The sequence below is a fragment of the Pseudoxanthobacter sp. M-2 genome, from assembly GCF_046156265.1.
Taxonomy (GTDB): domain Bacteria; phylum Pseudomonadota; class Alphaproteobacteria; order Rhizobiales; family Segnochrobactraceae; genus CAMDHY01.
Map to the genome: position 1 here is coordinate 611,889 of NZ_JAWDIR010000022.1, position 23,857 is coordinate 635,745.

At 69.1% G+C, this 23,857-nt stretch carries 23 protein-coding genes; 14 read left to right on the forward strand and 9 right to left on the reverse strand.

All coding sequences use genetic code 11. The annotated features are described in order from the left end of the window. Positions 1 to 6: 6 nt before the first annotated feature. Positions 7 to 468 carry a GFA family protein gene (locus RUR49_RS14455; protein WP_409147078.1) on the forward strand — a complete coding sequence of 154 codons (462 nt, stop codon included), beginning with the start codon at positions 7 to 9 and terminating at the stop codon, positions 466 to 468. Between the two features lie 121 nt (positions 469 to 589). Beyond that, positions 590 to 1,750, forward strand: a complete 1,161-nt coding sequence (locus RUR49_RS14460) for a BMP family ABC transporter substrate-binding protein (RefSeq protein WP_409147079.1) — start codon at positions 590 to 592, stop codon at positions 1,748 to 1,750. Between the two features lie 47 nt (positions 1,751 to 1,797). Here the strand turns inward: RUR49_RS14460 and hppD are convergent, their stop codons facing one another. Then, entirely contained in the window at positions 1,798 to 2,898 is a 1,101-nt protein-coding gene (gene hppD / locus RUR49_RS14465; RefSeq protein WP_409147080.1) for a 4-hydroxyphenylpyruvate dioxygenase, read from the reverse strand. A gap of 112 nt (positions 2,899 to 3,010) precedes the next feature. On the opposite strand from hppD, the gene RUR49_RS14470 reads away from it, so the two are divergent. Then, positions 3,011 to 3,499, forward strand: a complete 489-nt coding sequence (locus tag RUR49_RS14470) for an Lrp/AsnC family transcriptional regulator (RefSeq protein ID WP_409147081.1) — start codon at positions 3,011 to 3,013, stop codon at positions 3,497 to 3,499. An 18-nt stretch (positions 3,500 to 3,517) separates the two neighbouring features. Here RUR49_RS14470 and RUR49_RS14475 read toward each other — a convergent pair whose 3' ends face one another. After that, positions 3,518 to 4,276 (reverse strand): SDR family NAD(P)-dependent oxidoreductase, encoded by a 759-nt coding sequence (locus RUR49_RS14475; protein ID WP_409147082.1) that lies wholly within the window; start codon positions 4,274 to 4,276, stop codon positions 3,518 to 3,520. Positions 4,277 to 4,630: 354 nt separating this feature from the next. On the opposite strand from RUR49_RS14475, the gene RUR49_RS14480 reads away from it, so the two are divergent. Continuing rightward, positions 4,631 to 5,620 (forward strand): acetamidase/formamidase family protein, encoded by a 990-nt coding sequence (locus RUR49_RS14480; protein ID WP_409147083.1) that lies wholly within the window; start codon positions 4,631 to 4,633, stop codon positions 5,618 to 5,620. Between the two features lie 161 nt (positions 5,621 to 5,781). Here RUR49_RS14480 and RUR49_RS14485 read toward each other — a convergent pair whose 3' ends face one another. The 5 genes from RUR49_RS14485 to RUR49_RS14505 all read right to left on the reverse strand — a co-directional run bounded on the left by RUR49_RS14485 (position 5,782) and on the right by RUR49_RS14505 (position 8,901). Next, the gene (locus RUR49_RS14485; RefSeq protein ID WP_409147084.1) at positions 5,782 to 6,108 is read right to left on the reverse strand and encodes a hypothetical protein; all 327 of its coding nucleotides are present in this window, start codon (positions 6,106 to 6,108) and stop codon (positions 5,782 to 5,784) included. After that, positions 6,101 to 6,730, reverse strand: coding sequence for a hypothetical protein (locus RUR49_RS14490; RefSeq protein ID WP_409147085.1), 630 nt, complete (start codon positions 6,728 to 6,730; stop codon positions 6,101 to 6,103). The genes RUR49_RS14485 and RUR49_RS14490 overlap by 8 nt, the downstream gene beginning before the upstream one ends. 60 nt (positions 6,731 to 6,790) lie before the next feature. Next, complete coding sequence (locus RUR49_RS14495) at positions 6,791 to 7,648, reverse strand: pentapeptide repeat-containing protein (RefSeq protein ID WP_409147086.1); 858 nt, start codon at positions 7,646 to 7,648, stop codon at positions 6,791 to 6,793. A gap of 342 nt (positions 7,649 to 7,990) precedes the next feature. Continuing rightward, positions 7,991 to 8,569, reverse strand: coding sequence for an RES family NAD+ phosphorylase (locus RUR49_RS14500; RefSeq protein WP_409147087.1), 579 nt, complete (start codon positions 8,567 to 8,569; stop codon positions 7,991 to 7,993). After that, the gene (locus RUR49_RS14505) at positions 8,566 to 8,901 is read right to left on the reverse strand and encodes a hypothetical protein (RefSeq protein WP_409147088.1); all 336 of its coding nucleotides are present in this window, start codon (positions 8,899 to 8,901) and stop codon (positions 8,566 to 8,568) included. Before RUR49_RS14505 ends, RUR49_RS14500 begins: the two co-directional genes overlap by 4 nt. A gap of 339 nt (positions 8,902 to 9,240) precedes the next feature. Between RUR49_RS14505 and RUR49_RS14510 the strand changes: the two genes are divergently transcribed. From RUR49_RS14510 to RUR49_RS14520, 3 genes are all read left to right on the forward strand, one after another. Continuing rightward, positions 9,241 to 10,020, forward strand: coding sequence for a thaumatin family protein (locus tag RUR49_RS14510; RefSeq protein ID WP_409147089.1), 780 nt, complete (start codon positions 9,241 to 9,243; stop codon positions 10,018 to 10,020). Between the two features lie 44 nt (positions 10,021 to 10,064). Further along, positions 10,065 to 10,922: a thaumatin family protein gene (locus RUR49_RS14515; protein ID WP_409147090.1), complete on the forward strand. Its 858-nt coding sequence runs from the start codon at positions 10,065 to 10,067 to the stop codon at positions 10,920 to 10,922. Positions 10,923 to 11,002: 80 nt separating this feature from the next. After that, positions 11,003 to 11,800 carry a L,D-transpeptidase gene (locus tag RUR49_RS14520; RefSeq protein ID WP_409147091.1) on the forward strand — a complete coding sequence of 266 codons (798 nt, stop codon included), beginning with the start codon at positions 11,003 to 11,005 and terminating at the stop codon, positions 11,798 to 11,800. A gap of 16 nt (positions 11,801 to 11,816) precedes the next feature. On the opposite strand, the gene RUR49_RS14525 is transcribed toward RUR49_RS14520, so the two are convergent. Then, positions 11,817 to 13,331, reverse strand: coding sequence for a PLP-dependent aminotransferase family protein (locus RUR49_RS14525; protein ID WP_409147092.1), 1,515 nt, complete (start codon positions 13,329 to 13,331; stop codon positions 11,817 to 11,819). Between the two features lie 177 nt (positions 13,332 to 13,508). Between RUR49_RS14525 and RUR49_RS14530 the strand changes: the two genes are divergently transcribed. The 7 genes from RUR49_RS14530 (at position 13,509) to RUR49_RS14560 (ending at position 21,724) form a co-directional block, all read left to right on the forward strand. Then, positions 13,509 to 14,612, forward strand: a complete 1,104-nt coding sequence (locus tag RUR49_RS14530) for a mandelate racemase/muconate lactonizing enzyme family protein (RefSeq protein WP_409147093.1) — start codon at positions 13,509 to 13,511, stop codon at positions 14,610 to 14,612. A gap of 1 nt (position 14,613) precedes the next feature. Next, positions 14,614 to 16,107 (forward strand): aldehyde dehydrogenase family protein, encoded by a 1,494-nt coding sequence (locus RUR49_RS14535; RefSeq protein WP_409147094.1) that lies wholly within the window; start codon positions 14,614 to 14,616, stop codon positions 16,105 to 16,107. Between the two features lie 224 nt (positions 16,108 to 16,331). Beyond that, positions 16,332 to 17,630, forward strand: a complete 1,299-nt coding sequence (locus tag RUR49_RS14540; RefSeq protein WP_409147095.1) for an NAD(P)/FAD-dependent oxidoreductase — start codon at positions 16,332 to 16,334, stop codon at positions 17,628 to 17,630. 96 nt (positions 17,631 to 17,726) lie between these two features. Next, on the forward strand, positions 17,727 to 18,746 hold the full coding sequence (locus RUR49_RS14545) for an ABC transporter substrate-binding protein (RefSeq protein ID WP_409147096.1): 1,020 nt from the start codon (positions 17,727 to 17,729) through the stop codon (positions 18,744 to 18,746). A gap of 37 nt (positions 18,747 to 18,783) precedes the next feature. Then, on the forward strand, positions 18,784 to 19,572 hold the full coding sequence (locus RUR49_RS14550) for an ABC transporter ATP-binding protein (RefSeq protein ID WP_409147097.1): 789 nt from the start codon (positions 18,784 to 18,786) through the stop codon (positions 19,570 to 19,572). A 10-nt stretch (positions 19,573 to 19,582) separates the two neighbouring features. Then, complete coding sequence (locus RUR49_RS14555; RefSeq protein ID WP_409147098.1) at positions 19,583 to 20,353, forward strand: ABC transporter permease; 771 nt, start codon at positions 19,583 to 19,585, stop codon at positions 20,351 to 20,353. A 249-nt stretch (positions 20,354 to 20,602) separates the two neighbouring features. After that, positions 20,603 to 21,724 carry a GGDEF domain-containing protein gene (locus RUR49_RS14560; RefSeq protein WP_409147099.1) on the forward strand — a complete coding sequence of 374 codons (1,122 nt, stop codon included), beginning with the start codon at positions 20,603 to 20,605 and terminating at the stop codon, positions 21,722 to 21,724. 13 nt (positions 21,725 to 21,737) lie between these two features. Here RUR49_RS14560 and RUR49_RS14565 read toward each other — a convergent pair whose 3' ends face one another. Further along, positions 21,738 to 23,780: a hypothetical protein gene (locus tag RUR49_RS14565; protein WP_409147100.1), complete on the reverse strand. Its 2,043-nt coding sequence runs from the start codon at positions 23,778 to 23,780 to the stop codon at positions 21,738 to 21,740. Between the last annotated feature and the right edge of the window lie 77 nt (positions 23,781 to 23,857).

Genomic DNA, 23,857 nt, shown 5'->3' on the forward strand with positions numbered 1-23,857 from the left:
ACGCCCGTGAAGCCACCGAGGCTGCCGCTGACGGGGGCGTGCCGGTGCGGGCAGGTGCGCGTCGAGATCTCGGCGCCGCCGCTGATCACGGCGGCCTGCCACTGCCGCGGCTGCCAGTCGATGAGCAGCAGCGCCTTCTCGCTGACGGCGATCATGCCCGCCGACGGCTTCCGGGTGACGGCGGGCACGCCGGTGATCGGCGGCCTGCACGGCCCGGACCTGCACCACTTCTTCTGCCCGCACTGCATGACGTGGATGTTCACCCGCGTCGTAGGCTTCGACGGCTTCGTCAACGTGCGGCCGACGCTTCTGGACGACCACGACTGGTTCGTCCCCTTCATCGAGACGATGACGAAGGAGAAGCTGCCGTGGGCCGAGACGCCGGCGCGCCACCGCTTCGAGGGCTTCCCGCCGATGGAGGACTTCGAGCGGCTGATCGCGGAGTACGCGACGGCGGGTGAGGCGTAAGGGCCCCAGCCCTCGACCGTCTGGCGGGCCGGCGCGAGATCGCCATGCCGGCCCGGCTTTCGTGTAGGATCGCCGCCGGGGTTACACGAAGCGGCCTTTTGAGAGCCGCGGCGGGGGCGGCATGGAACTCTTCGATCCGACGCGGCGCGACGCGCTCACCCTCATGGGCCGGGCCGGAGCGGCAGCCCTCGCCGCCACGGCGCTGCCGTCGGGGGCGGCCCGCGCGGCCGGCCCCGCCGCGCGCCTGACGGCCGGCTTCGTCTACATCGGCCCGCGGCTCGACTGGGGCTGGAACGAGAGCTTTGCCCGCGCCGCGGGCGCGCTGCGCGGCGTGCCGGGGGCGCGGGTCGTCCACGCCGGCTACCTGCCCGAGAGCACCAACTATGCCGACGGCGTCGACGACGCCGAGACGCGCGCCTACGCGGCGGCGCTCGAAGGACTGGTCACCGAGGGCGCCGGCCTCGTCGTCTCGACCTCGTTCGACCACGACCCGTTCTTGCTGGCGGCGGCGAAGAAGCACCCGGACGTGCTGTTCCGCCAGGCCACCGCGCTCGGCAAGCCGGATTTTCCGGCAAACGTCGGCAGCCAGAACGCACTGATCAACCAGGGCCACTACGTCAACGGCGTCGCGGCCGGGCTGTGCACGCAGACGAACCAGATCGGCTTTGCCGCCGGCATGCCGTTCTCGCCGGTGCTGCTCAACATCAACTCGTTCATGCTCGGCGTGCGCCAGACCAACCCGGACGCCACCGTGCGGGTGATCTTCACCGGCGGCTGGGAGGACGCGGTGCACGATGCGGCGGCGGTGAACGAGCTCGTCGACGCCGGCTGCGACGTCATCGGCAGCCACCTCGATGCGCCGCGGGTCGCCATCGAGACGGCCGAGCACCGCGGCGTGAAGGTGTGCGGCCACGCCTTCGACCAGAACCCGCTCGCGCCGAGGGGCTACATCACCGGCGCCGACTACCACTGGACGGGGATGTTCCAGGGCTTCCTGGAGGCGATGGAGGCGGGCAAGCCGCTGCCGAACTGGCTCATCGGCGGCTACGACAAGGACTATGTCCGCTCGAGCCCGTTCGGCGCCGGCGCCAACCCGGAAGCGATCGCCGCGGCCACCACCGCGATGCAGGCGATGCACGACAACGACGCGATCTTCGTCGGCCCGATCCGCGACAATACCGGCAAGGTGGTGGTGCCGGCCGGCACGACGCTCGCGCCCTACGCCGACGAGCTGCAGCGCACCGACTGGCTGATCGAGGGCGTCATCGGCTCGGTGACCTGAGGGACGTGGCCTGAGGGCGCCCCCGGGCGGTCCTCCCCTTCCGCCAGTCAGGCCGCGTCGAGGACGCCGCGGCGGATCTGGTCTTCCTCGATCGATTCGAACAAGGCGCGGAAGTTGCCCTCGCCGAAGCCATCGTCGCCCTTGCGCTCGATGAACTCGAAGAAGATCGGCCCGAGCACCGTGCCCGAGAAGATCTGCAAGAGCACCGGCGTGCGGCCGCCGCCCTCCACCGCCTCGCCGTCGATGAGGATGCCGAGGTCGGCGAGGATTTCGAGCGGCTCGCCGTGGCCGGGCAGGCGCGCGTCGACCTTGTCGTAGTAGGTGGCGGGCGGGGCCGGCATGAACGGCAGGCCGGCGGCCCGCAGCGCCGCGACGGTGGCGGTGATGTCGCGGCATCCGCAGGCGACGTGCTGGATGCCCTCGCCGCGGTAGAGCGTCAGGAACTCCTCGATCTGGCTGCGGTCGTCGACCGACTCGTTGATCGGGATGCGGATCTTGCCGCACGGGCTCGTCAGCGCCCGCGACACGAGGCCGGTGAGCTTGCCCTCGATGTTGAAGAAGCGGATGTCGCGGAAGTTGAACAGGCGACGGTAGAAATCCGCCCACAGGTCCATGCGGCCGCGCACGACGTTGTGGGTGAGGTGGTCGATGTAGGCGAGGCCGACGCCGGCGGGAGCCTGTTCCGCGCCCTCAATCGGCTCGAACTCGGCGAGGAGGCCGCCGCCATCCTGCGGCAGGAAGTAGATCACCGAGCCGCCGATGCCGGCGATTGCAGGAGCGTCCAGCGCCAGCGCGCCGCGGTCGCGCGGGGCGGGCTCGGCCCCGAGGCTGAGCGCGCGGGCGTGGGCGAACTCCGGATCGACCATGCGCCAGCCCATGCCGACGGCGCATGGGCCGTGCTCGGCGAGGAAGCGGGCGGCATAGGAGCCGGGTTCGGCGTTGGTGAGGTAGACGACGTCGCCCTGGCGCCAGGCAGTGACGGCGCGACTGCGATGGCGGGCCACCGCCGTGAAGCCCATCGTGACCATTAAGGCTTCCAGCGCCGCGGGGTCCGGGTGGGCGAACTCGACGAAGGCGAAGCCGTCGGTGCCGGCGGGGTTCGCGGCCGAGATCGTGGCGGGCGGTGCGTCGTGCGGAAACGGACCCATGATGCTGCTCCCTCGGGCGAATGGCGAGGAAGCAGCTTAAGCGCGCCAGCCCGCGCGGTGGCGCGCATTCAGTACTGGCGTGGAGCGTCCTCATGCGCGAAACTGCGCACGAATGACGCGGAGCGTGCGCGACATGAAGTACGACGCCTTCGACGTGCGGATTCTCGAGCGACTGCAGCGCGACGCCGGCGAGGACCGGCAGGCGCTCGCCGACGCCGTCGGGCTGTCGGCCTCGCAGGTGGCGCGGCGGCGGCAGGCGCTGGAGGCAGTCGGCGTCATCCGCGGCTACCGCGCCGAGCTCGACCCGCGGCTCGCCGGCGTGCCGGTGCTGGTGTTCATTACGGTCAGGCTGCGCGAGCACTCGCCGGAGAACCACGCCCGCTTCGCCGCCCTGCTCGATGCCCTGCCGCAGGTGCTGGAGGCGCACATGCTGACCGGCGACAGCGACTACGAGCTGAAGGTGCGGGTGCGCGACCTCGACGACCTCTCGGCCCTCGTCAACGACCACCTGCTGACGCACGCGGCCGTCGACCGGGTGAAGTCGAACCTCGTGCTGAAGACGCTCAAGGAGAGCGCGGCGCTGCCGCTCGCGCCCTCCTGAGGCGGGGTCAGCTGAGCGTCAGAACTGCACGCCCTTCGTCAGCGCGCCGTCCACCACCAGGTTCGCACCCGTGATGAAGCTCGCGGCCGGGCTTGCGAGGAACACGGTGGCGTTCGCCATCTCCTGCGGGGTGCCCATGCGGCCGGTGGGGTTCAGGGACAGGGCGTGCTTGAAGAAGTCCGGGTTGCCCTTCTCGATCTTCTCCCAGACGCCGCCGGCGAAATAGGTGTTGCCCGGCGAGACGGTGTTCGCCCGGATGCCCTTGCCGGCGAGCTGGAAGGCGATGCCCTGGATGTAGTGGATCAGCGCCGCCTTGAAGGTGCCGTAGGGGCCGGCGGCGAAGTCGATCTCGCGGCCGGAGACGGACGAGATCGCCACGATCGATGGCGCCTTGCTCTTCTCGAGGTACGGCAGCGCCGCCTCGACCATGCGGACGGTGCCGAGGAGGTCGGTCTCGAAGGCCTTCTTCCAGTTCTCCTCCTCCGGGCCGATGGCGAGCGCCGAGACGTTCGCCACCACGATGTCGATGCCGCCGGCCTCGCCGACTTCCTTCACCCAGGCGGCCAATGCCGGGCCGTCGGCGACGTCGACCGCCTGGCCGGAGGCGTGCACGCCCTTGGCGGACAGCGCCTTCACGGCCTCGTCGACCTCGGCGGCGTTGCGCGAGCAGATGGCGACGTCGGCGCCCTCGTCGGCCAGCGTGTCGGCGATCGACCGCCCGATGCCCTTGGTGCCGCCGGAAACGATCGCCTTCAGGCCCTTCAGTCCGAGATCCATGGGGTTCCCCTCGTGTGGTGACGGCCGACGGCGGCCTCGGGTGAGAGTGTGGCACCGGGCGGCGGGGCCGTCACGGGGGGAAGCAGCGGCCCCCTCCCCCTCCGTGGTCATTCCCGGCCTTGTGCCGGGAACCCATGCAACGCCAGCCCCACCATGCACCCTCGCGAGGTTCTCCCCCGTGGAAGCGAATGGGTTCCCGGCACAAGGCCGGGAATGACCTCGAGAGTAAGAGAAACGAAGGCGCGAACGGCTGGCGCCGCCCTCCGGGCGCGCTATGCTCGGGTCCGGAGCGCGGCGAAAGGGTCGGGGAGCACCCGGCCGGCCGCGGGGAACGGCGACTTGAGGGAGTGGCGGATGTCCTGGCTCGAAGGCTCGATCATGGCGAAGCGCGGCGTGGCGAAGGGCGAGGCGCGCGCCCATCACACGCTGACCGAGGCCGAGCAGGGCGAATACAAATACGTCTACGGCCCCTACGCGGCGCCCGTGCTGCGGGTGAAGCCCGGCGCGGTGGTGGCCGCGGAGACGCACGACGCCTTCCACGGCGCGGTGAAGACCGATGCCGACCTGCCGACCAAGGTGCTGAACTTCCCCTACGTCAACCCGCAGAACGGGCCGATCTATGTGGAGGGCGCCGAGAAGGGCGACTGCCTCGCCGTCCACATCCAGACGATCGTGCCGCGCGGGCCGCAGCCGGCCGGCACCACCTGCCTGATCCCCGAGTTCGGCGGGCTCACCGGCACCGGCGACACGGCGATGCTGAACAAGCCGCTGCCGGAGATCGTCAAGAAGGTGCACGTCGACCCGGTCACCGGCGTCAAGTGGAGCGACCGCATCACGCTGCCCTACGAGCCCTTCATCGGCACCATCGGCACCTCGCCGGAGATCGAGGCGATCGCCTCGATCGTCCCGGACTACTACGGCGGCAACATGGACCTGCCGGACATGGCGCCGGGCGCCATCGTCTACTTGCCGGTGAACACGCCGGGCGCCCTCCTCTTCCTCGGCGACTGCCACGCCGCCCAGGGCGACGGCGAGCTCTGCGGCGTCGCCATCGAGCACCCGACGGTGACGACGGTGCAGATCGACCTCATCAAGGGCTGGACCTTCCGCTGGCCGCGCCTGGAGAACGAGCGCTTCATCATGACCATCGGCTCCGGCCGCCCGATGGAAGACGCCGCCCGCATCGCCTACCGCGAGCTCACCCGCTGGCTGGCCGCCGACTACGGCTTCGACGAGCTCGACGCGTACATGCTCTTGACGCAGGCCGGGCGGGTGCGGCTCGGGAATATGGTCGACCCGAAGTACACGATCGGGGCTTCGGTGCTGAAGGAGATAGTGGGGTAGGGGTGGCTGGAGCGGGCAACCTCAAAGGGCTTTGCCTCCCCTGTGCACTTCGAGGCGCACGGGTATCGCCTCGTAGCGCTGCTAAAACTCAAACTTCGTTGCGGAACGGTACAAGGGCAGATGGCTGCGGCGCCCTCACATTCAGCAATGCATAGTCGATATCAACGATGCGCCAACCTCTCATTCAGCATTTCCAAAATAACTTCGAACTGACTGCTCTTCCTGACAAGCGACTTCTCGAATACATCCTTACTATTATCCGCGAGAAGTTCGGCACGAATCGAACATTCTGTAAGTATCTTATATATATCATTTACAAATTCGGCGTCGCATTTTTGACTGATCCGACCTTTCCACGACAACAGAGCCGGCAATGTCATACCGGCAAGCGGCTCCAGATGGCCCAGTTTCGCATTCACTGCAGATAGCATCGACCGCTCGATCTGGATGCGCGCCTCGAACCGTGTACGCCGATCTGCCTTAGCCATTTTTCATCCTTCCCTTAACTTCAGTTTCTATATCATCGAGCCACGCTGGCAATACAGACGCTATCTTCAAAACGAAGTCTGCATCCACACCAGGAGGCGGGGCATCTCCTCGCTGGGACGACATTCTGCACTTCATCGCCAGAATGTACTCCTCGCGGGAAATCGGGCACGGCGACTCCAGTTGCAGATCAAATGGGGAGTATCTGCTGAAGTTTGGCCTTGCACACAAATACCATGAAGCTGACATCGCTATATTGCGAACACAGGAATATATAATCCCGGCTTCGTAAATAGAATTATACGGCATACTGGTAACTTGGCTAGCTACATTATCAAATATCGCGCGAAAAGATCTCACATCTTGTATGCAGCTCTTATATTTTTCCGGACGCCCAAGTGACTCAAGGAAATGATAAGCATCGTACAATAAAATTGTTTCGTAAAATATATGCCAAGCGAATAGCTCTCCATTTAGATACATATTTCTTATTCTATTTTCGCCATACCAAGAGATAGACAGCGGCATTGGCAAATATTCGGCCGGAAGATAGCTAATTACAATTTCTTTATCAATTTTACTAGTCCCACTTTTTACAACTGCCAGAACATCCAGATCACTCATAGAATCGTTCTCCCGCCGCCCCACGGATCCGAATATACCAACGGAAAGAAGCATCGTGATCTACCTATGAGAAACTGAACGAAACAGAACAGAAACAAACAGTCCAATGTACAGATACCTCATGCAAACAACGATGTAATCAATTGCGTAGAATCCACTGAATCTCGGATCGACCTGCATATCTAGAAACAGTCTTACAACGTACTCAAGGGATTTCAGACCCGCCAGCGACTCCGTCCAGGTCAGCCGTGGGAAGATTCCCCAGAGATTTATGAAGGAGAGCGCGGCTAAAATCACTATGCAACTTCCCAAGAGCCTCCATGGCTTTTCGCCGTAGCCCCAAACAAGCCCTTGCAGCCGTAGGCCATTAAGCCTCACAGCCGCAACTAATCTTGAAATCGTTGTCGGATATTTTTCCCGATAGTAAGAGTCCTTTCCCTTTATGATGTAAAGGTAATGCAGCTTTCGCGCATGTATATCATCCATAACCAGAGTCTTAATACTCTCATAATCGCCCATCTCCAGAGCATTTGCCTTCAGATTCTGGAGCGATTCGCGCCTGATGTTAGGTTCATGGGGTATTGATGCGAGTATTTCTTCAACATCTATCAGGCATCTATGAAACGTTGCATAGCGGAAATCGCACTTGTAAAATTTTGCCCCTCTAAAATTGCAGTCATAGAACGAGACTCCGAGAAAACTGCAATTTCTAAATTCCGAGTTGCGAAAATAACCGCACTCAAATTGGGAGTAGTCAAACTTGCACTCTGAAAATTTTGCCTTGCTTGCATTAACATCTACTGCGATGCTATGTATCCAGTTAATTTTCCTTCCGTTATTATCTTTGATTTTTATCCTTTGCAGCCTCTGCGGCGCGGCCTGCGGATTTTTCTGATTGGTCCCTCCCAACCCGTTCATATACCCTTCTCCCCAACCAGTCCCGTGTACGTGTGACGATGTTAGCGCACATTAGAGGTGACTGGCAAAGCCTCGCTAGATCTGTGCGGCGGCAGAACCCAAACGTTAGTCGCTGCATTTCGCTGTTTCATGTGGAGGATGCTACAGTTTTCTTCATTCCAGCTCATGAGCGCCGCGCTCTCCGTCCCCCCTACCTCGCTTCCGGGCTCTACCGGGCGATCCACTCCGCGTAGAAAACGCCCGCGACGAGCCTGGGATGGATGCCCCGGTCGAGCCGGAGCATGACGAGCCGAGGGGGTTGAGGCGGGTGAGCGCGGCGGCCCCCGTTTCGCAGCGGCCTTCCTACGGCCTCCCGCGGCTCTCCCGCGACCACGCTTCCAGATCGACCGCCTCGTCCTCGACGACGCGGACCTGCGACGGAGCGACGTGCTCGGTCAGGATGACGGCGTTCGCCGCCGGAAAGCGCGCGCTCGGGACCATGATCGCCTGGTATTCGTAGAAGAAGGCGACCTCACCGATCTGCTGGAGGGTCGGGTACTCGTCGCTGCGCCGGAGGTAGCTCAGCCGGCCGTAGGTGGCCATGGTGACGCCGAGGCCGGCGAGCTTGCCGTCGGCGGTGAGGTCGAGCACCCGGTCTAGCGTGGCCTGCAGCCGGAACAGGCGCTTCTGGACCTTCGATGGGATGATCGGCTGGCCGCGCGCGGCGTGGAACCAGGATTCCGCCAGGGCGCCGTCGCGCGCAGTAGACGTGTAGAGGACGTCGAAGCTGCCGTCGTCCCAGCGGCCGCCGGCGCGGGACGGCCGCAGCGGATCATAGCCGTCGGTGACCACCCGCCAGAGGGGGCCGCGGAAGGCGCCGGCCGGCTCCGCTTCGATCGCATCGAGCAGCGCCTTCGGGCGCGGCGGCCGAGGCTCGCTCAAAGATAGGCCTCGGCATCGAGGCGATCGAGGATGGCGATGACCTCGGTGGCGCGGCCGGCGACGATTGCGTCGATGGCGCGCCGACCTTCCAGCTGCGGATGCGGCGCGTAGAGCCAGAGGCGGACTTCCGCCGGGCTGTAGTATTCGTCGAGCCGGCTGACGATGTAGTGCAGCTGCGCGAGCAGCAGCTGGGTGTCCGGGTGCGGGAGATGCGTTCCCGCCTTCCAGCGATGCACCGTCGCGGACGAGACGTCCGTGAAGTTCGCGATGTCCGTTCCCTTCAGGCCGCCCTGGTCCTGGAGGGTGTCGATATAGCGGGCGACGGCCGTCATGGTGCAAGGGCCTTCTCGAGCCGGGGCCGCGCCGCCGCGGCGGAAAACGAGGACCGGCGGCAACGGCGCACGAGCCGGATTGTAGCACGGATTTTTCACAGCAGCCGATCCGTGAAAGGCCAATGCGGCATCGGCTGACCTTGACCCCCGCCCCCCGCCCCGCCGACACTGCCCCTCGGTGCAAGCGTCGTCGGGGGTCTCATAGTGTTCGGGTTTGGTCGGGGCCGCCGCGGGCGCCCCCCTGTTTCTGCGCGTGGCCGGTCGGGCGTCCGCTCCCTCCTCGCCGCCCTCCCCCTCGTCCTCGCGGCCACGGCGGCGCTCGCGAACAATGCGCTGGTCGTGCAGAACCTCTGCAGCGAGACGATCTGGATCCAGCAGCAGAACATGAACCCGGCCGGCGGCGGGGTGAACAATCCGGTCGTCGTCGAGCTCGCGCCGAAGGCCTCGCACACCTATGCGATCTCCAACACGGTGGCGACGCCGTCGGTGGCGCTGTGGCCGAAGACCGGGTGCGACGACACCGGGCAGAACTGCAAGACCGGCCAGCAGGCGGCGCCCTGCCCGCCCGAGGGCTGCACCTATCCGATCGCCTCGATGCCGGAGGTCACCTTCGTGCCGGGGGCGAGCGGGCAGACCTTCATCGACGCCTCGATGGTGAACGGCTTCTCGCTGCCCGTCTCGATCGTGCCGAGCAAGAATGCCGGCCACACCAGCAACTGCACGCCGGCCGTCTGCCCGACGATCACCGAGACGAGCTGCCCGACCACCGAGAACCTGTCGTCGAACGGCACCTTCCCGGCCTACAAGAGCGTCAACCTCCGGCTCTACGAGAGCGGCGCGTTCGTCGGCTGCATGGCGCCGTGCGCCTATCTCACCAAGGTCGAGGGGCTGCAGCCGACCGACGCGGCGGCGGCCCAGTATTGCTGCCAGGGCCCGGTCTACGGCCAGGCGGCCGCCTGCAAGGCCGGGCCGGTGGCGACGACGAAGTACGTGTCGCTGATCCACAAGGCCTGCGCCAGCGAGGTCTACGCCTACCCCTACGACGACGCCAACGGCACCCACAGCTGCATCGGCAGCGTCACCATCACGGCCACCTTCTGCCCGCCGGTGCCGAAATGACGGCGGGAGCGGCGGCGATGGGCGGGAACGGGGGCGGGGTCGCGATGGGATGGACCGCGAGGTTCGGGGCGGCGCTGACGGTGGTGCTGGCGACGCTGGTGCTGGCGCTAGCAGCCCTTGCCCCGGCGCAGGCGGACGACCGGCTGGTGGTGCGCAACCTCTGCTCCTTCCCGGTCTGGATCGCCCAGGAGGGGCTGCCGGGCACCAAGGCGGTGGTGAAGCTCGCGCCGAGAGAGCGCAGGAGCCTCGCGGTGAAGATCGGGGACGCCGTGATCCTGCCGACGAAGGTGTGGCCGAAGGCCGGCTGCGACAAGACGGGCGAGAACTGCACGATCGGCGAGCGGCGGTCGGCGACGGTGAACTCGGGGCTCGAGGCGACGTGGTGCTCGGGCGAGGGCTGCCGCAGCTATTTCTCGCTGGAGCTCAACGGCGGCTACACGCTGCCGGTCTCGGTAGAGCCGAAGGCGGCGGAGAACACGGTCGCCGGCTGCAGCCCGGCCGCCTGCCCCGCCCTGACGACGCAGGCCTGCCCGACGCGCGAGGACCTGTCGACCGACGGGGCGTTCCCGAAGCTCGCCCGCCAGGACCTGCGGATGCGCGATCCGAAGAGCAAGGAGCCGATCGGCTGCTTCTCGCCGTGCGGGAAACTCACGGCACCGACGCGCGTCGGCGGGCTCGGCTTCAAGCAGACCGACACGGAGGCCCAGGCCTATTGCTGTACCGGCGCCTTCGCCGGCCACGAGGCCTGTCGGGCCGGCCCGGTCGACAAGACCAAGTACGCGAAGCTCGTCGACCAGGCGTGCGACGGCGAGGCCGACGCGTGGGCCTACGACAAGGCCCACGGGCTGCACACCTGCACCGGCCCGATCCGCCTCGTCTACACGATCTGCCCGAAGGGGTAGCGCCGGGGGCCTGCCGTGTTTTGGCCGGATGAGGCGGTTTGTTTCGGCCCGACATTCATTTGCTCGGGAACGACACAATCATGATCCGCACCACGCCTCCGCCGGTCCGCGACCCCGCCTCGCCCTTCACCAAACTGACCCGGCGGGGGCTCGTGCTCGGCGCGGCGGCGTTCGTGGCAGGGTGCCAGACGATGCCGGGGGGAAGCCCGGTGGCGGGGCTCGCGGTCGCCAGCCGGGCACCGGGGGCGGCGAACGCGCGCCCCGGCACTGCCGGCGCGGTCAACCCGAACGCCCCCACCGGCCCCGACCTCGCCTACTACACCGAGATGTATGCAGCACTTCCCTACGAGCGCTTCCCGGTGCCGGCGGTGGACGTGCGCAAGATCGACCGCCGCTTCCTGCGCCAGGAGGTGGCCGACCCGACCGGCGAGCGGCCGGGCACGCTGGTGGTCGATACGTCCGGGCCGTTCCTCTATCTTGTGCGCGAGAATGGCCGGGCGATGCGCTACGGCATCGGCGTCGGCAAGGACGGCTTCTCGTGGTCGGGCCGCGCCGACATCCCGCTGAAGCGCGAGTGGCCCACCTGGACGCCGCCGGCCGAGATGATCGCCCGCCGGCCCGAGCTCGAGCCCTATCGCAACGGCATGGAGCCGGGGCTGGAGAACCCCTTGGGCGCGCGGGCGCTGTACCTGTTCTCCAACGGCCGCGACACGATCTACCGGATCCACGGCACCAACGAGCCGTGGTCGATCGGCAAGGCGCTGTCGTCGGGCTGCATCCGCCTGTTCAACCAGGACATCATCGATCTCTACAACCGCGTGCCGCGCGGCAGCATCGTCGTCGTCAAGCCGCACGAGGGCGCCGCCTACGCGGTGTGACGACGGGCTGCGCGCCTCAGCCGGCGAGCGGCAGGCGGCGGGCATCGTCGAAGACATCGGCGAGAACGCCGACGCCCTTGGCGATCTCCTCCACCCGCACGCCGGAGAAGCCAAGGACGAGGCCGCGCTCGGCGACGGGCTCCAGGCAGAAGCGCGACAAGGGCACGACGGTGACGGAGCGGGCCCAGGCGCGCTCCGTCACGTCGGTCTCGTCGAAGCCGTCTGCCAGGCGGGCGATGGTGTGCAGGCCGGTCTCGGTCGGCATGACGTCCAGCGCACCGGCGAGACGGGCGCGGGCGGCGTCGAGAAGGGCGTCGTGGCGCTCGGAATAGAGCTTGCGCATGCGGCGGATGTGGGCGGCGAAGTGGCCCTCGTCCATGAAGTCGGCAAGCACCGCCTGCGGGTTCGACGGCACGCCGGGGGCGAACGCGCTCATCAGCTTCTCGAACACGGGTACCAGCCCCGGCGGCACCACGAGGTAGCCGAGGCGGAGTGCGGGAAACAGCGTCTTCGAGAAGGTGCCGACGTAGATGACGCGGCCGGCGACATCGATCGACTTCAGGGTCGGCGGCGGGCGGCCGCGGTGGCAGAACTCGCCGTCATAATCGTCCTCGACGATCCAGGCGTCGGCCGCGTCGGCGGCGGACAGCAGCGCCAGACGGCGGGCGAGGCTCATGGTGCTGCCGAGCGGCTGCTGGTGCGAGGGCGTGACGAAGGCGAGGCGGAAGTCGCCGGCGCGACGCACCCCCTCCTCGACCACGAGGCCCTCCGCATCGACCGGCACCGGCACCAGGCGGGCGCCGGCGGCGGTGAAGCAGTTGCGGGCGCCGATGGCGCCGGGGTTCTCGAACCAGACGGCGTCGCCGGGATCGAGCAGCAGGTTGCCGACGAGCTGGAAGCCGTGCTGGGCGCCGTTGACGATGAAGACCTGGTCGGCCTCGCAGGCGATCGCCCGGTTGGCACGCAGGTGGGCGGCGATCGCCCGGCGCAGCGGGCCGTAGCCGCGAACGTCGCCATAGCCCATGACGATATCGCGGCGGGCCCGCCAGTGCTTGGCGACATGGCGCGACCACAGCGCCATCGGGAAGGCATCGAAGGCCGGCATGGCGGTGGTGAAGGCGCGCGGGGCGTGCACGAGGCGCTCGTCGAAGGCTTCCGACCGCTGCGCGATGACGCGCGACAGCCGCGGCTCGGCGGCAGCGGAGATGCCGGGCGCGCGCGGCGGTGCGGGCGCAGCCGTGGCCTGCGGGCGGTGGTCGGCGAGCGCCTGGCTGACATAGGTGCCGGCGCCGGTGCGCGAGACGACGAGGCCTTCCTCCGTCAGGCGCGCGAACGCCTCGATGACAGTGGTGCGGGAGACGCCGAGATCGTCGGCGACCGTGCGGGTGGCCGGCAGGCGGTCGCCGGCGCGCAGCGCGCCGTTCAGCACGAGGTCGCGGATGCCCGAGGCGAGCTGCGCCGACAGCGGCTTGTCGGCGGCCGCGTCGAGCTTCAGCGCCGACAGCAGCACGCCGCCCGTCTTCTTCACCATCGCCGGTCCCCACCTTCGGTTGCCGCCGGCCGCGCCGCGCCACGGGCCCAGCCGGCAAAGCGGACTGGCAGATTATCGAAAATGGACCTTCCGCCTAGACCATTTGGGCGGTGTCTGTTCGCCAAGGACGGAAGACGGGCCGCATGACGGGCCCGCCGCGGCACGGGACCGGGCCCCATGAAGATCAAGGCGATCGAGACCTTCGCGACGCGCGACGTCGCGTTCCTGCGCGTCACGGCGGAGGACGGGGCCGAGGGCTGGGGGCAGGTGTCGGCCTACAACGCCGACATCACGGCGCTGGTCGTGCACCGGCAGGTGGCGCCGTGGGCGCTCGGCGCCGACGCGGACGACATCGCGGCGCTGATCGACCGCATCCCCGAGAAGGAGCTGAAGTTCCCCTGCTCCTATCTGTTCCGGGCGATGTGCGGCCTCGACACGGCACTGTGGGACCTCAAGGGCAAGCGCGAGGGCAAGCCCGTGTGCGCGCTCCTCGGCGGCACGCCGGGGAAGCTGCGCGCCTATGCCTCCTCGATGAAGCGCGACATCACGCCGGACGACGAGGCGGCACGGTTCGTGCGGCTGCGCGACGCGCACGGCTTTGACGCCTTCAAGTTCCGCGTCGGCGCCGAGTTCGGCCACGACATCGACGAGTGGCCGGGCAGGTCGGAGGCGATCGTGCCGACGGTGCGCAAGGCGCTGGGCGCGGGCGCGACGCTGCTCGTCGACGGCAATTCGGGCTTCTCGCCGGCGCGTGCCATCGAGGTCGGGCGGATGCTCGAGGACAACGGCGTCGTCCACTTCGAGGAGCCGTGTCCGTGGTGGGAGCTCGAGCAGACGCGCGAAGTGCGCGAGGCGCTGTCGCTCGACGTCACCGGTGGCGAGCAGGACAACATGATCCCGACCTTCCGCCACATGATCGAGATGGGGGCGGTCGACGTCGTGCAGCCGGACGTCTGCTATCTCGGCGGCATGGTGCGGACGCTCAGGGTGGCGGGCATGGCGGCGGCCGCCGGCCTGCCGATCACGCCGCACGCGGCGAACCTGTCGATGGTGACGCTGTTCACCATGCACCTGCTGCGGACCATCCCGAACGCCGGCCCCTACCTCGAGTTCTCGATCGAGGAGGCGGACTACTATCCCTGGCAGTACGGCCTGTTCCGCAACGACCCTTACCGGGTCGAGGACGGCCGCGTGACCGTGACCGACGCGCCGGGCTGGGGCGTCGAGATCGAGCCGGCGTGGCTGGAACGCTCGACCTACCAGAAGAGCGAGGTTTCCTGAGTTGAACGCGGATCTGCAGCGGCTCGCCGCCGAGGCCCTGTCGCGCGGCGGCATTGACGGCCTGCCGGACGGACATTTCATCGACGGCGCCTTTGTGGCCGCGCGGGCGGGAGGCTCGTTCGAGAGCGTCGACCCCGGCACCGGCAAGGCCTTCGCCCGCTTCGCCGCCGGCGACGCCGACGACGTGGCGGACGCGGTTTCGTCGGCCGAGCGGGCGCTCGCCGGGCCGTGGGGCCGGATGAAGCCGGCCGAGCGCGGCCGCATCCTCACCGCCGCGGCAGCGCTGATCCGGGCGAACGCGCACCGGCTGGCGGTGGCGGAATGCCTCGACGTCGGCAAGCCCATCGGCGAGGCGCTCGGCGACGTGATGGGGGCCGCGCGGGCGTTCGAGTACTACGCCGGCGCGGCCGACAAGCTGGAAGGCGAGACGATCCCGCTCGGCCGCGACACCTTCGCCTTCACGGTGAACGAGCCGGTCGGCGTCACCGCCCACATCGTGCCGTGGAACTACCCGATCTCGACGACCGCCCGCAGCCTGGCGCCGGCGCTCGCCGCCGGCTGCACGGCGGTGGTGAAGCCGGCCGAGACGACGCCGGCAACGGCCTTGATGCTGGCAGCGCTGCTCGTCGAGGCGGGGCTGCCGGCGGGCGTCGTCAACGTCGTCACCGGCTTCGGCGGGGAGGCCGGCGCGCCGCTCGTCGCTCACGCGGCGGTGCGGCACATCACCTTCACCGGCTCGGTTGCGACCGGGCAGCGGGTGATGAAGGCGGCGGCCGACAACGTCACCCGGCTGACGCTGGAGCTCGGCGGCAAGTCGCCACTGGTGGTGCTGGCGGATGCCGACCTCGACGCGGCGCTGGAAGGCGTGCTCGGGGCGATCTACGAGAACGCCGGCCAGATCTGCTCGGCCGGCTCGCGGCTCGTCATCGAGCGGAGCGTCCATGCGGCGTTTGTCGAGAAGCTGGTGGCGCGGGCGGCGGCGCTGACGATCGGCCACGGGCTCCGGAACCCGCAGGTCGGGCCGGTCAACTCGGCGGCGCAGCTCGCCAAGGTCGAGGGCTTCGTCGAGGCGGCGAAGGCGCGGGGGCTCGCGGTCGCCGTCGGCGGCAAGCGCACGACCGATCCCGAGACCGGCCTCGGCTGGTTCTACGAGCCGACCGTGCTCGACGACCTCGCCGCCGACGACCCGATCGTGCAGGAGGAGATCTTCGGCCCGGTTCTCGCCGTGCAGGTGGTCGACGGCTTCGAGGCGGCGGTGGCCGCCGCCAACGGCACGCAGTACGGGCTCGTCGCCGGTATCTACACCCGCGACCTCTCGAAGGCGCTCACTTTCGCCCGCGACGTCGACGTGGGCCAGGTCTACGTCAACGAGTACTTCGCCGGCGGCATCGAGGTGCCGTTCGGCGGCAACCGCCTCTCCGGCTTCGGCCGCGAGAAGGGGCTGCAGGCGGTGACGAGCTACTGCAAGCTGAAGAGCGTGGCGGTGCGGCTGTAGGTGCATCTTCCTTCTCCCGGCCTGCCGGGAGAAGGTGGCGCGCAGCGCCGGATGAGGGCGGCGCGCACGGCGCGCCGTGAGGCCAATCGGAGCGACGCTCGCGCCGCTTCGCGGCGCGCCCTCATCCGCCCATCGGGCACCTTCTCCCCCCTTCGGCGGGAGAAGGAAGTGACGCCGCCGGTGTGCTAACGATCGAGTCGCCTACCAGTCAGCGAGCCCCGCGCGTGTCCGATCTCTTCGCCGCCGACTTCAAGACCACCGCCTACTGGTGGGACCACGTCCCGCGGCCGGACCTGCCGCAGGTGGCGCCGCCGGCGACGGCGGACGTGCTCGTCATCGGCTCCGGCTATACCGGCCTCAACGCGGCGCTGGAGACGGCCAGGGGCGGGCGCGCGACGGTAGTGATCGACGCCGAGGCCGCCGGCTTCGGCTGCTCGACGCGCAACGGCGGCCAGATCTCGACCAGCATCAAGTCGGACTTCGACGACCTCAAGGCCCGCTACGGCGAGAGCGAGCGCGCCTACGGGATGCTGAAGGAGGGCCGCAACGCGCTCGCCTGGATCGAGGACTTCGTCGCCCGCGAGAAGATCGCCTGCGACTTCGCCGTCGTCGGCCGCTTCCACGCCGCCCACAATGCCGTGCAGTACGAGAAGCTCGCCCGCTCGGTCGGCCAGGAGCCGAAGGGGCTGGAGACCGGCGCCTGGGCCGTGCCGCGCAGCGAGCAGCGCCGCGAGATCGGCACCGACGGCTATCACGGCGGCCTCGTCTATCCCCATCACGCCTCGATCGACCCGGGGCGCTACCACCAGGGCCTGCTGGAGCGCTGCCTCGCCGCCGGCGTGACGGTGGTGCCGTACTGTCCCGCGACCGGCATCCGCCGCGAGGCGGGCGGCTTCGAGGTGACGACGCCGAAGGGGATGGTGCGCGCGAAGGAACTCGTCGTCGCCACCAACGGCTACACCGGCGCCGTGACGCCGTGGCACCAGCGCCGCGTCATCCCGATCGGCAGCTACATCATCGCCACCGAGATGCTCGACGAGGCGCTGGTCGCGCGGCTCATCCCGAACGACCGCATCCTCTCCGACACCCGCAAGGTGGTCTACTATTACCGGGCATCGCCGGACCGCCGCCGCATCCTGTTCGGAGGCCGCGTCTCGGCGGCGGAGACCGACCCGCGCGTCAGCGGCCCGAAGCTGCACGCCGACATGGTGCGGCTGTTCCCCGAGCTCGCGACCACCAAGATCAGCCACTCGTGGATGGGCTTCGTCGCCTACACCTTCGACACGCTCGCCCACACCGGCCAGCACGAGGGCGCCTGGTACGCGATGGGCTACTGCGGCTCCGGCGTGTCGATGGCGAGCTACATGGGCATGCGGATCGGCCAGAAGATCCTCGGCAAGCCCGAGGGCAAGACAGCCTTCGACGACCTGCCCTTCCCGACCCGGCCGCTCTACACCGGCAAGCCGTGGTTCCTCGGCGCGGCGGTCGCCTGGTACCGCTGGCAGGACAAGCTCAACATGTGAGGGACGAGCGGCGGCACGGTCCTTGCTGCGCGAACGGCATGGTTCAGCCGCCCGCGCGCCAGGCTCGCGCGGGCGAACGCTCGGAGTGCCCGCATCGTGTCACCCTTTGCCCGCATGTTGATCATCGCCGCGGCGCTCGCCGCCGGCGTCGCCCCGCCCGCCCTCTCCGACACGCCGGTGAAGTTCTCGCTCGACTGGAAGTTCGAGGGCCCGTCGGCGCCGTTCCTGGTGGCGCTCGAGAAGGGCTACTTCAAGGACGAGGGCCTCGACGTCACCATCGATTCGGCCGGCGGCTCGCTGGAGCCGATCAACCGCGTCGCCGCCGGCACCTACGACATGGGGTTCGGTGACCTCAACGCCGTCATCAAGTTCCGTGACGCCAACCCGGGCGTCGACCTGAAGCCGGTGTTCATGGTCTACGACAAGCCGGCCTTCGCCGTCGTCGGCCGCAAGAGCCTCGGCATCACCGACGATCCGAAGAGCCTCGAGGGCAAGAAGCTCGGTGCGCCGGCACCGGATGCCGCCTGGGACAAGTGGCCGATCTACAAGTCGGTCAACGCCATCGACGACGGCGCCATCACTGTGGAGAACGTCGGCTTCCCGGTCCGCGAGCCGATGCTGGCGAAGGGCGACGTCGACGCGATCTTCGGCTTCTCGTTCTCCTCCTACATCAACCTCAAGGCCAACGGCGTGCCGGAGGACGACATCGTCGTGCAGCTGATGGCCGACAACGGCGTGGCGCTCTACGGCAATTCGATCCTGGTCAGCCCGGCCTTCGCGGCCGAGCATCCGGAGGCGGTGAAGGGCTTCCTGCGCGCCTTCGTGAAGGGGCTGAAGGACACCATCGCCGACCCGGAGGGCGCGGTCGCCTACGTCATCGCCCGCAACGAGGTGGCGAAGCCCGCGACCGAACTCGAACGCCTGAAGATGGCGCTCGCCGAGAACATCCTCACCGACGCGGTGAAGGCGAACGGCCTCGGCAAGGTCGACCCGGCGCGGCTCGCCGAGGCGATCGACCAGATCGGCCTGACATATGAGTTCAAGGCGAAGCCCGATGCCGCGACGGTGTTCGATGCCTCCTTCCTGCCGGACGAGGCGGTTCTGAAAGTCGAGTGACCGGCGCCGCGGGGGACGACGGGGACGGGGGCGGCCGATGGCGTTCGTGACGCTCGACGGCGTGCGCCACGTCTACGGGCGTGGCGGCGTCGGCCTGCCCGCCGTCGAGGGCCTCAGCCTGTCGGTCAAGGAGGGGGAGTTCGCCGCCGTCGTCGGGCCGTCGGGCTGCGGCAAGTCCACGCTGATGAAGCTCGCGACCGGGCTGCAGTTCCCGGCCGCGGGCACCGTCGCGGTGGGCGGTGTGCGCGTCTCGAAGCCCGTCAAGATCGCCGGCATGGCCTTCCAGGCGCCGACGCTGCTGCCGTGGCGGACGACGCTCGAGAACCTGCTGCTGCCGCTCGAGATCGTCGAACCGCACCGGAGCCGCATCCGCCGCGACAAGGCGGCCTATGTCGCAAAGGCCGAGCGGCTGCTCGCTTCGGTCGGGCTCGCCGGCGCCGGATCGAAGTTCCCGTGGGAGCTCTCCGGCGGCATGCAGCAGCGCGCCTCGCTCTGCCGGGCGCTCATCCACGAGCCGAAGCTCTTGATGCTCGACGAGCCCTTCGGCGCGCTCGACGCCTTCACCCGCGAGGAGCTGTGGTGCGTCATCCGCGACCTGCACGCGGCAAGCCGCATCACGGTGATCCTCGTCACCCATGACCTGCGCGAGGCGGCCTTCCTCGCCGACCGCATCTTCGTGATGTCGGCGCGGCCGGGCCGCATCATCGCCGAGCGGGTGGTCGACTTCCCGCGGCCGCGCGACCTCGAGGTGACCTACACGGCGCCCTTCCAGGACGTCGTCCACGAGCTGCGCGCCCACATCGTGCGCGCCCGGCAGGCGGCGTGAGGAGGGCCCGGTGAGCGCCACCCTCTTCGTCCGCCTGGCGCCGTGGATTTTCACGCTGGCGCTCTTGGTGCTGTGGGAAGCGGCGGTGCGCGTGCTCGCCATCCCCGTGTTCTTCCTGCCGCCGCCGACGGTGGTGGCCGGCGCCTTCGTCGAGTTCTGGGGGGCGATCTGGAAGAACTCGCTATGGACGCTCTACACGACCGTCGTCGGCTTCCTGCTCGCCATCGGCTTCGGGCTGGCGCTCGGGCTCGCGGTCGGCTGGTCGCGCTTCGTCTATGCCGGCGTCTACCCGATCCTGATCGGCTTCAACGCCGTACCGAAAGTGGCGGTGGTACCGATCCTGGTCTTGTGGTTCGGCATCGGCACGGTGCCGGCGGTGATCACCGCCTTCCTGATCTCGTTCTTCCCGATCGTCGTGAATGTCGCGACGGGCCTCGCCACCATCGAGCCGGAACTGGAAGACGTGCTGAAGGCGCTCGGCGCCTCCAAGCTCGACATCATGCGCAAGGTCGGCATCCCCCGCGCCCTGCCCTATTTTTTCGGCTCGCTGAAGGTGGCGATCACGCTCGCCTTCGTCGGCTCGGTGATCTCCGAGAGCGTCGCCTCCAATGTCGGCATCGGCAACATGATGCTGCAGGCGCAGGCGCAGTTCCAGGTGCCGCTCGTCTTCGCCGGGCTCGTCGTGCTCGCCGTCGAGGGCATCGCCATGTACGCGATCATGGCCTGGATCGAGCGGCGGATGACCGGCTGGGCCCACCGCTCCGGCCTCGCCCAGGGCTGAGACGCTGGCACCGCGCCCCGATGCGCTGGCGCCGCGACCTACCGTCAGGCGCCCTCCGCGCCGGTCTTCGCAATGAGTTCACCCTCCGGCAAGACGGCCGGGCCGCCGTGCTTGCCCCGGCGGTGCGGCGGTCGTATGCCGGGACTCCTGGCGCGAGGCTGGCGAGGGGGACGCGACGACAGTGCCGCAGGTGGCTGCCCCCGGGCCTGGTTGCGAGACGCCGGCACGCCGGCGCGCGGGAGGCGCCTGATGGCCGCCGCCGGCAAGCTGCCGCCCCGGCCGAAGCGGGCCTCGACCGGCCGGCCGCTGCTCTATGCCGTGATCATCGGCATCATCGTCCTCTGCGGCGGCGTCACGGCCGCCTACATCGAGGCCGTCAGCGTCTGGACGCGGGAGAACAACGACATCGCCTCGATGGCGCATCTCGCCGACGACCCGGACACGATGGAGGACGGCCAGCGCTCCATGCAGCTGTCGAACTACGTCGTCGCGACGACCCAGATCGTCAAGCATGGGGCCGAGGGCGGATCGGCCGGATGCATCGACCGGCTGGTGGACCGGGTCGGCGTGCTGCTCGGCCCGAACGCCGCCACGAACCCGGCGATCCAGACCCTCTGCGAGCAGAAGCAGACGGTCGGCCACATCGTCAACGAGAGCCCGCGCCTCGTGGTCCTCCGCCCCCGCTTCGACGAACGCGGCGACCACATTGCCACCGAAGTCACGGTGGTCGAGACCGAGCCGCGACCGGACCTGCTGCAGGCGGCGCTGTCGCCGAGCGTCGTCGTCGCGCTCCTCGCCCTGACGATCGGTGCCGGCGTCGTGACCTTCCTGCTGACGACCCGCAACCAGCGGCGCTACGCGGCGCTGTGGGAGGCGGCGTCGGTGGACGGGCTCACCGGCTGCCTTCGCCGCGAGGTGTTCGTCGCCGCCCTCACGGGGGCCGTTGCCGAGGCGGGTGGCGGCGGCGGGCGGCTCAGCGTCCTGCTGCTCGACGTCGACGACCTCAAGGCGATCAACGACCGCCACGGCCACGCCGGCGGCGACACGGCGATCCGCCTCGTTGCCGCGGAGTTGCGGCGGGGGCTGCGGACGAACGACATCGTCGGGCGGCTGGGCGGTGACGAATTCGCCGCGCTGATGGCCGGCGCGCCCCTAGCGGAGGCGATCGCCACCGCCGAGCGCGTGCGATCCGCTATCGCCGCGGCGCGGGGCAGCGGGCCCGATGCCGACGTGGCGGTGACGGTGAGCATCGGCGTCGCGGAACTGGCGGCGGGCGAGAGCGCCACGGCTCTGATGGAGCGCGCCGACGCAGCGCTCTATGCCGCCAAGGAAGCCGACCGCAACCGCGTTGCTCCTTCCTCGCCGAGCTGAGCCGCCGAGGGCCTCAGCCGAGGCCCTTCACCGGGTCCGGGTGACCGTCGAGGCGGAGCTGGAAGAGGAAGTAGGTCGGCGAGCAGAAGCCGGTGCCGGCCGGCAGCCGGCCGACGTTCGCCACGTCCGGCGGGAAGGCCTGGCAGAGGAAGTCCTCGCGGCAGAAGCGGTCGCCGCCGCAGGCCATGCGGTTGCCGCGGAGCACGCTGGCGGCGAGGCAGTCGGCGAAGTTGTTGGAGGCGACGCAGCGGTCGAAGGCCTTGCCGCCGGCGAGCGCGCAGACCTCGTTCGCCATCGCACCGCCGGAGAAGCCCTTGAACGCCTTGTCGGCGGCGTCGCACTGGCGATAGGCGAGGCCCCCCGGGGCACCGCCGACGGGCGGGCGGCAGGTGTAGCCGGTGGGCGACGCGCGCCTGTCGAAGGATGAAAGCTGCCGGCCGGCCGTGAAACGGTCGAGCCACGGCTCCTTGCCGGCGACGATGGCGCCCTCGAGGCACGGCAGGCCGGAGAAAACCTTCTCGGGCGGCGGCAGGCACTGGCCGAAGCGGACGCCGCTGCCTTCGTCCGTCGAGATCGCCGTGCAGGCGAGGCCCACGGCGCACGACCACGTCGCGGCCAGGTCGCCACCCGCCGCGTCGAGCGGGCACATCATGCCGGCGCCGGCGGGCACGTGCACGGGAGTGTCCGCCGTCCAATCGGCCGGGGGCGCCGCCGACGGCGGGCGGAAGCGGCTCGGCGCCCGACCTTCGGCGACGGCCTCCACATAGGCGAGGCGGCGGGGCCGCTCGGCGGAGGCGTGCGGCGACAGGCCGATCGCCAGACGGTTGAGCGGCGAGGTCTCCGCGTCGTCGAGGCCGAGGACGTGGAAGCCGGCGGTGGCGCCGGCCTGGTGGCAGCCGGTGCAGGTCGCCTGGTCGAGGCGGGCGATCAGGCCGGCGGGCGAGCGCACCAGCGCGAGCGTCGCGGCCGGGTCCGCGGGCAGCGCGCCGGCGAGGTCGGCGTCCGAGAGCACCTGCGCGTAGGGCCGGTTGGCGGCCCGCGCGCTGCCATAGGTGGAGAAGGAGAAGACGCGGCGGGCGGCGAGATCGTCGGGCAGCGCAAACACGCCCTCGTCGATCGCGGCGATGTTCGAGCGGACATAGTCGACGAGGCGGGCCTTCAGGCCGGCGTCGGCGGCGATGCGGGCGACGTCGGGCGTGTTCTCGAGCGGCTCCTCCCTCAGTCTCAGCGCGCCGCCGGTGTCGTCGGCGGCGAAGATGCGCATGAGGTAGACCGCCTGGCCGCCGAACGTCGTTTCCTGGCCGGAGGGAAAGCGGACGATCTGGGCGTTCACCTCGATCTGCTTCAGCGCGAGCCGGGCGCGATCGAGGGGGCCGGTTTTTAGGAAGGCGGCGACGGCTTCGGGGCCCTCGACCGGCGCGCCGGGGACGGTCGCGCGGGCGAAGGCGGCGCAGTCGCCCCAGGCCGGGGCGGGCGCGTCGTAGACGACATTGAGGGCGACCGGCATCCGCGAGGCGTAGCGCGTCGCCGCCTTCCCGCCGGGAGGCTTGCGCTCGAAGGAATAGGCGAGGCGGTAGATCAGCCGCACCTCGCCGCAGCTCTCGCCCGGGCTGGTCAGCTCGGCGAAATCGCGGCGGTCGAGGCGGTTCACCACGGCGACGAGGCGGAAGCCGGCGATCGGCGAGGCGAGCCAGCGCCGGTCGAGGACGCGGCCGACATTGCCGTCGGTGACCTCGAAGAGCGGCCGGCCGGTCGCGGCCATCTCGGCCCGGAGCGCGTCGACGTCGGCGGTGACGGTGTCGGCGAGGGTGCGGAAGGCCGGCGAGGCGGCCGAGAGTTCGGCGGTCGTCCTGGCCGCGGGGGCACCCAGGACATCGCCGAGGCCGTAGCCGTCCGCCTCGAGACGAGCGAGCGTCGCCGGGTCGAGCACGTCGAGGACCGGTTCGGCGGCGGGCAGGCGGGCGGGAGCCGCCAGCGCCGGCAGGGCGGCGAGCGCAATGGCGCACGCGAGAGCGAGGACGACGAGGAGATCGAAGCGGGACGGCTTGGCGGGCATCGGGCGGACTCGGACGGCCGGAGACGGCAGCACCGGGCTCGCACATACCGGCCACGCCGTCTGTGCCGTGGATCACA

Coding starts and splice junctions, on each gene's coding strand:
- RUR49_RS14495 (WP_409147086.1), bottom strand. CDS start 7,648: ATGAACGGGTTGGGAGGGACCAATCAGAAAAATCCGCAGGCCGCGCCG.
- RUR49_RS14470 (WP_409147081.1), top strand. CDS start 3,011: ATGACGCGGAGCGTGCGCGACATGAAGTACGACGCCTTCGACGTGCGG.
- RUR49_RS14485 (WP_409147084.1), bottom strand. CDS start 6,108: ATGGCTAAGGCAGATCGGCGTACACGGTTCGAGGCGCGCATCCAGATC.
- RUR49_RS14505 (WP_409147088.1), bottom strand. CDS start 8,901: ATGACGGCCGTCGCCCGCTATATCGACACCCTCCAGGACCAGGGCGGC.
- RUR49_RS14565 (WP_409147100.1), bottom strand. CDS start 23,780: ATGCCCGCCAAGCCGTCCCGCTTCGATCTCCTCGTCGTCCTCGCTCTC.
- RUR49_RS14530 (WP_409147093.1), top strand. CDS start 13,509: ATGAAGATCAAGGCGATCGAGACCTTCGCGACGCGCGACGTCGCGTTC.
- RUR49_RS14475 (WP_409147082.1), bottom strand. CDS start 4,276: ATGGATCTCGGACTGAAGGGCCTGAAGGCGATCGTTTCCGGCGGCACC.
- hppD (WP_409147080.1), bottom strand. CDS start 2,898: ATGGGTCCGTTTCCGCACGACGCACCGCCCGCCACGATCTCGGCCGCG.
- RUR49_RS14480 (WP_409147083.1), top strand. CDS start 4,631: ATGTCCTGGCTCGAAGGCTCGATCATGGCGAAGCGCGGCGTGGCGAAG.
- RUR49_RS14490 (WP_409147085.1), bottom strand. CDS start 6,730: ATGAGTGATCTGGATGTTCTGGCAGTTGTAAAAAGTGGGACTAGTAAA.
- RUR49_RS14525 (WP_409147092.1), bottom strand. CDS start 13,331: ATGGTGAAGAAGACGGGCGGCGTGCTGCTGTCGGCGCTGAAGCTCGAC.
- RUR49_RS14460 (WP_409147079.1), top strand. CDS start 590: ATGGAACTCTTCGATCCGACGCGGCGCGACGCGCTCACCCTCATGGGC.
- RUR49_RS14550 (WP_409147097.1), top strand. CDS start 18,784: ATGGCGTTCGTGACGCTCGACGGCGTGCGCCACGTCTACGGGCGTGGC.
- RUR49_RS14560 (WP_409147099.1), top strand. CDS start 20,603: ATGGCCGCCGCCGGCAAGCTGCCGCCCCGGCCGAAGCGGGCCTCGACC.
- RUR49_RS14520 (WP_409147091.1), top strand. CDS start 11,003: ATGATCCGCACCACGCCTCCGCCGGTCCGCGACCCCGCCTCGCCCTTC.
- RUR49_RS14515 (WP_409147090.1), top strand. CDS start 10,065: ATGGGATGGACCGCGAGGTTCGGGGCGGCGCTGACGGTGGTGCTGGCG.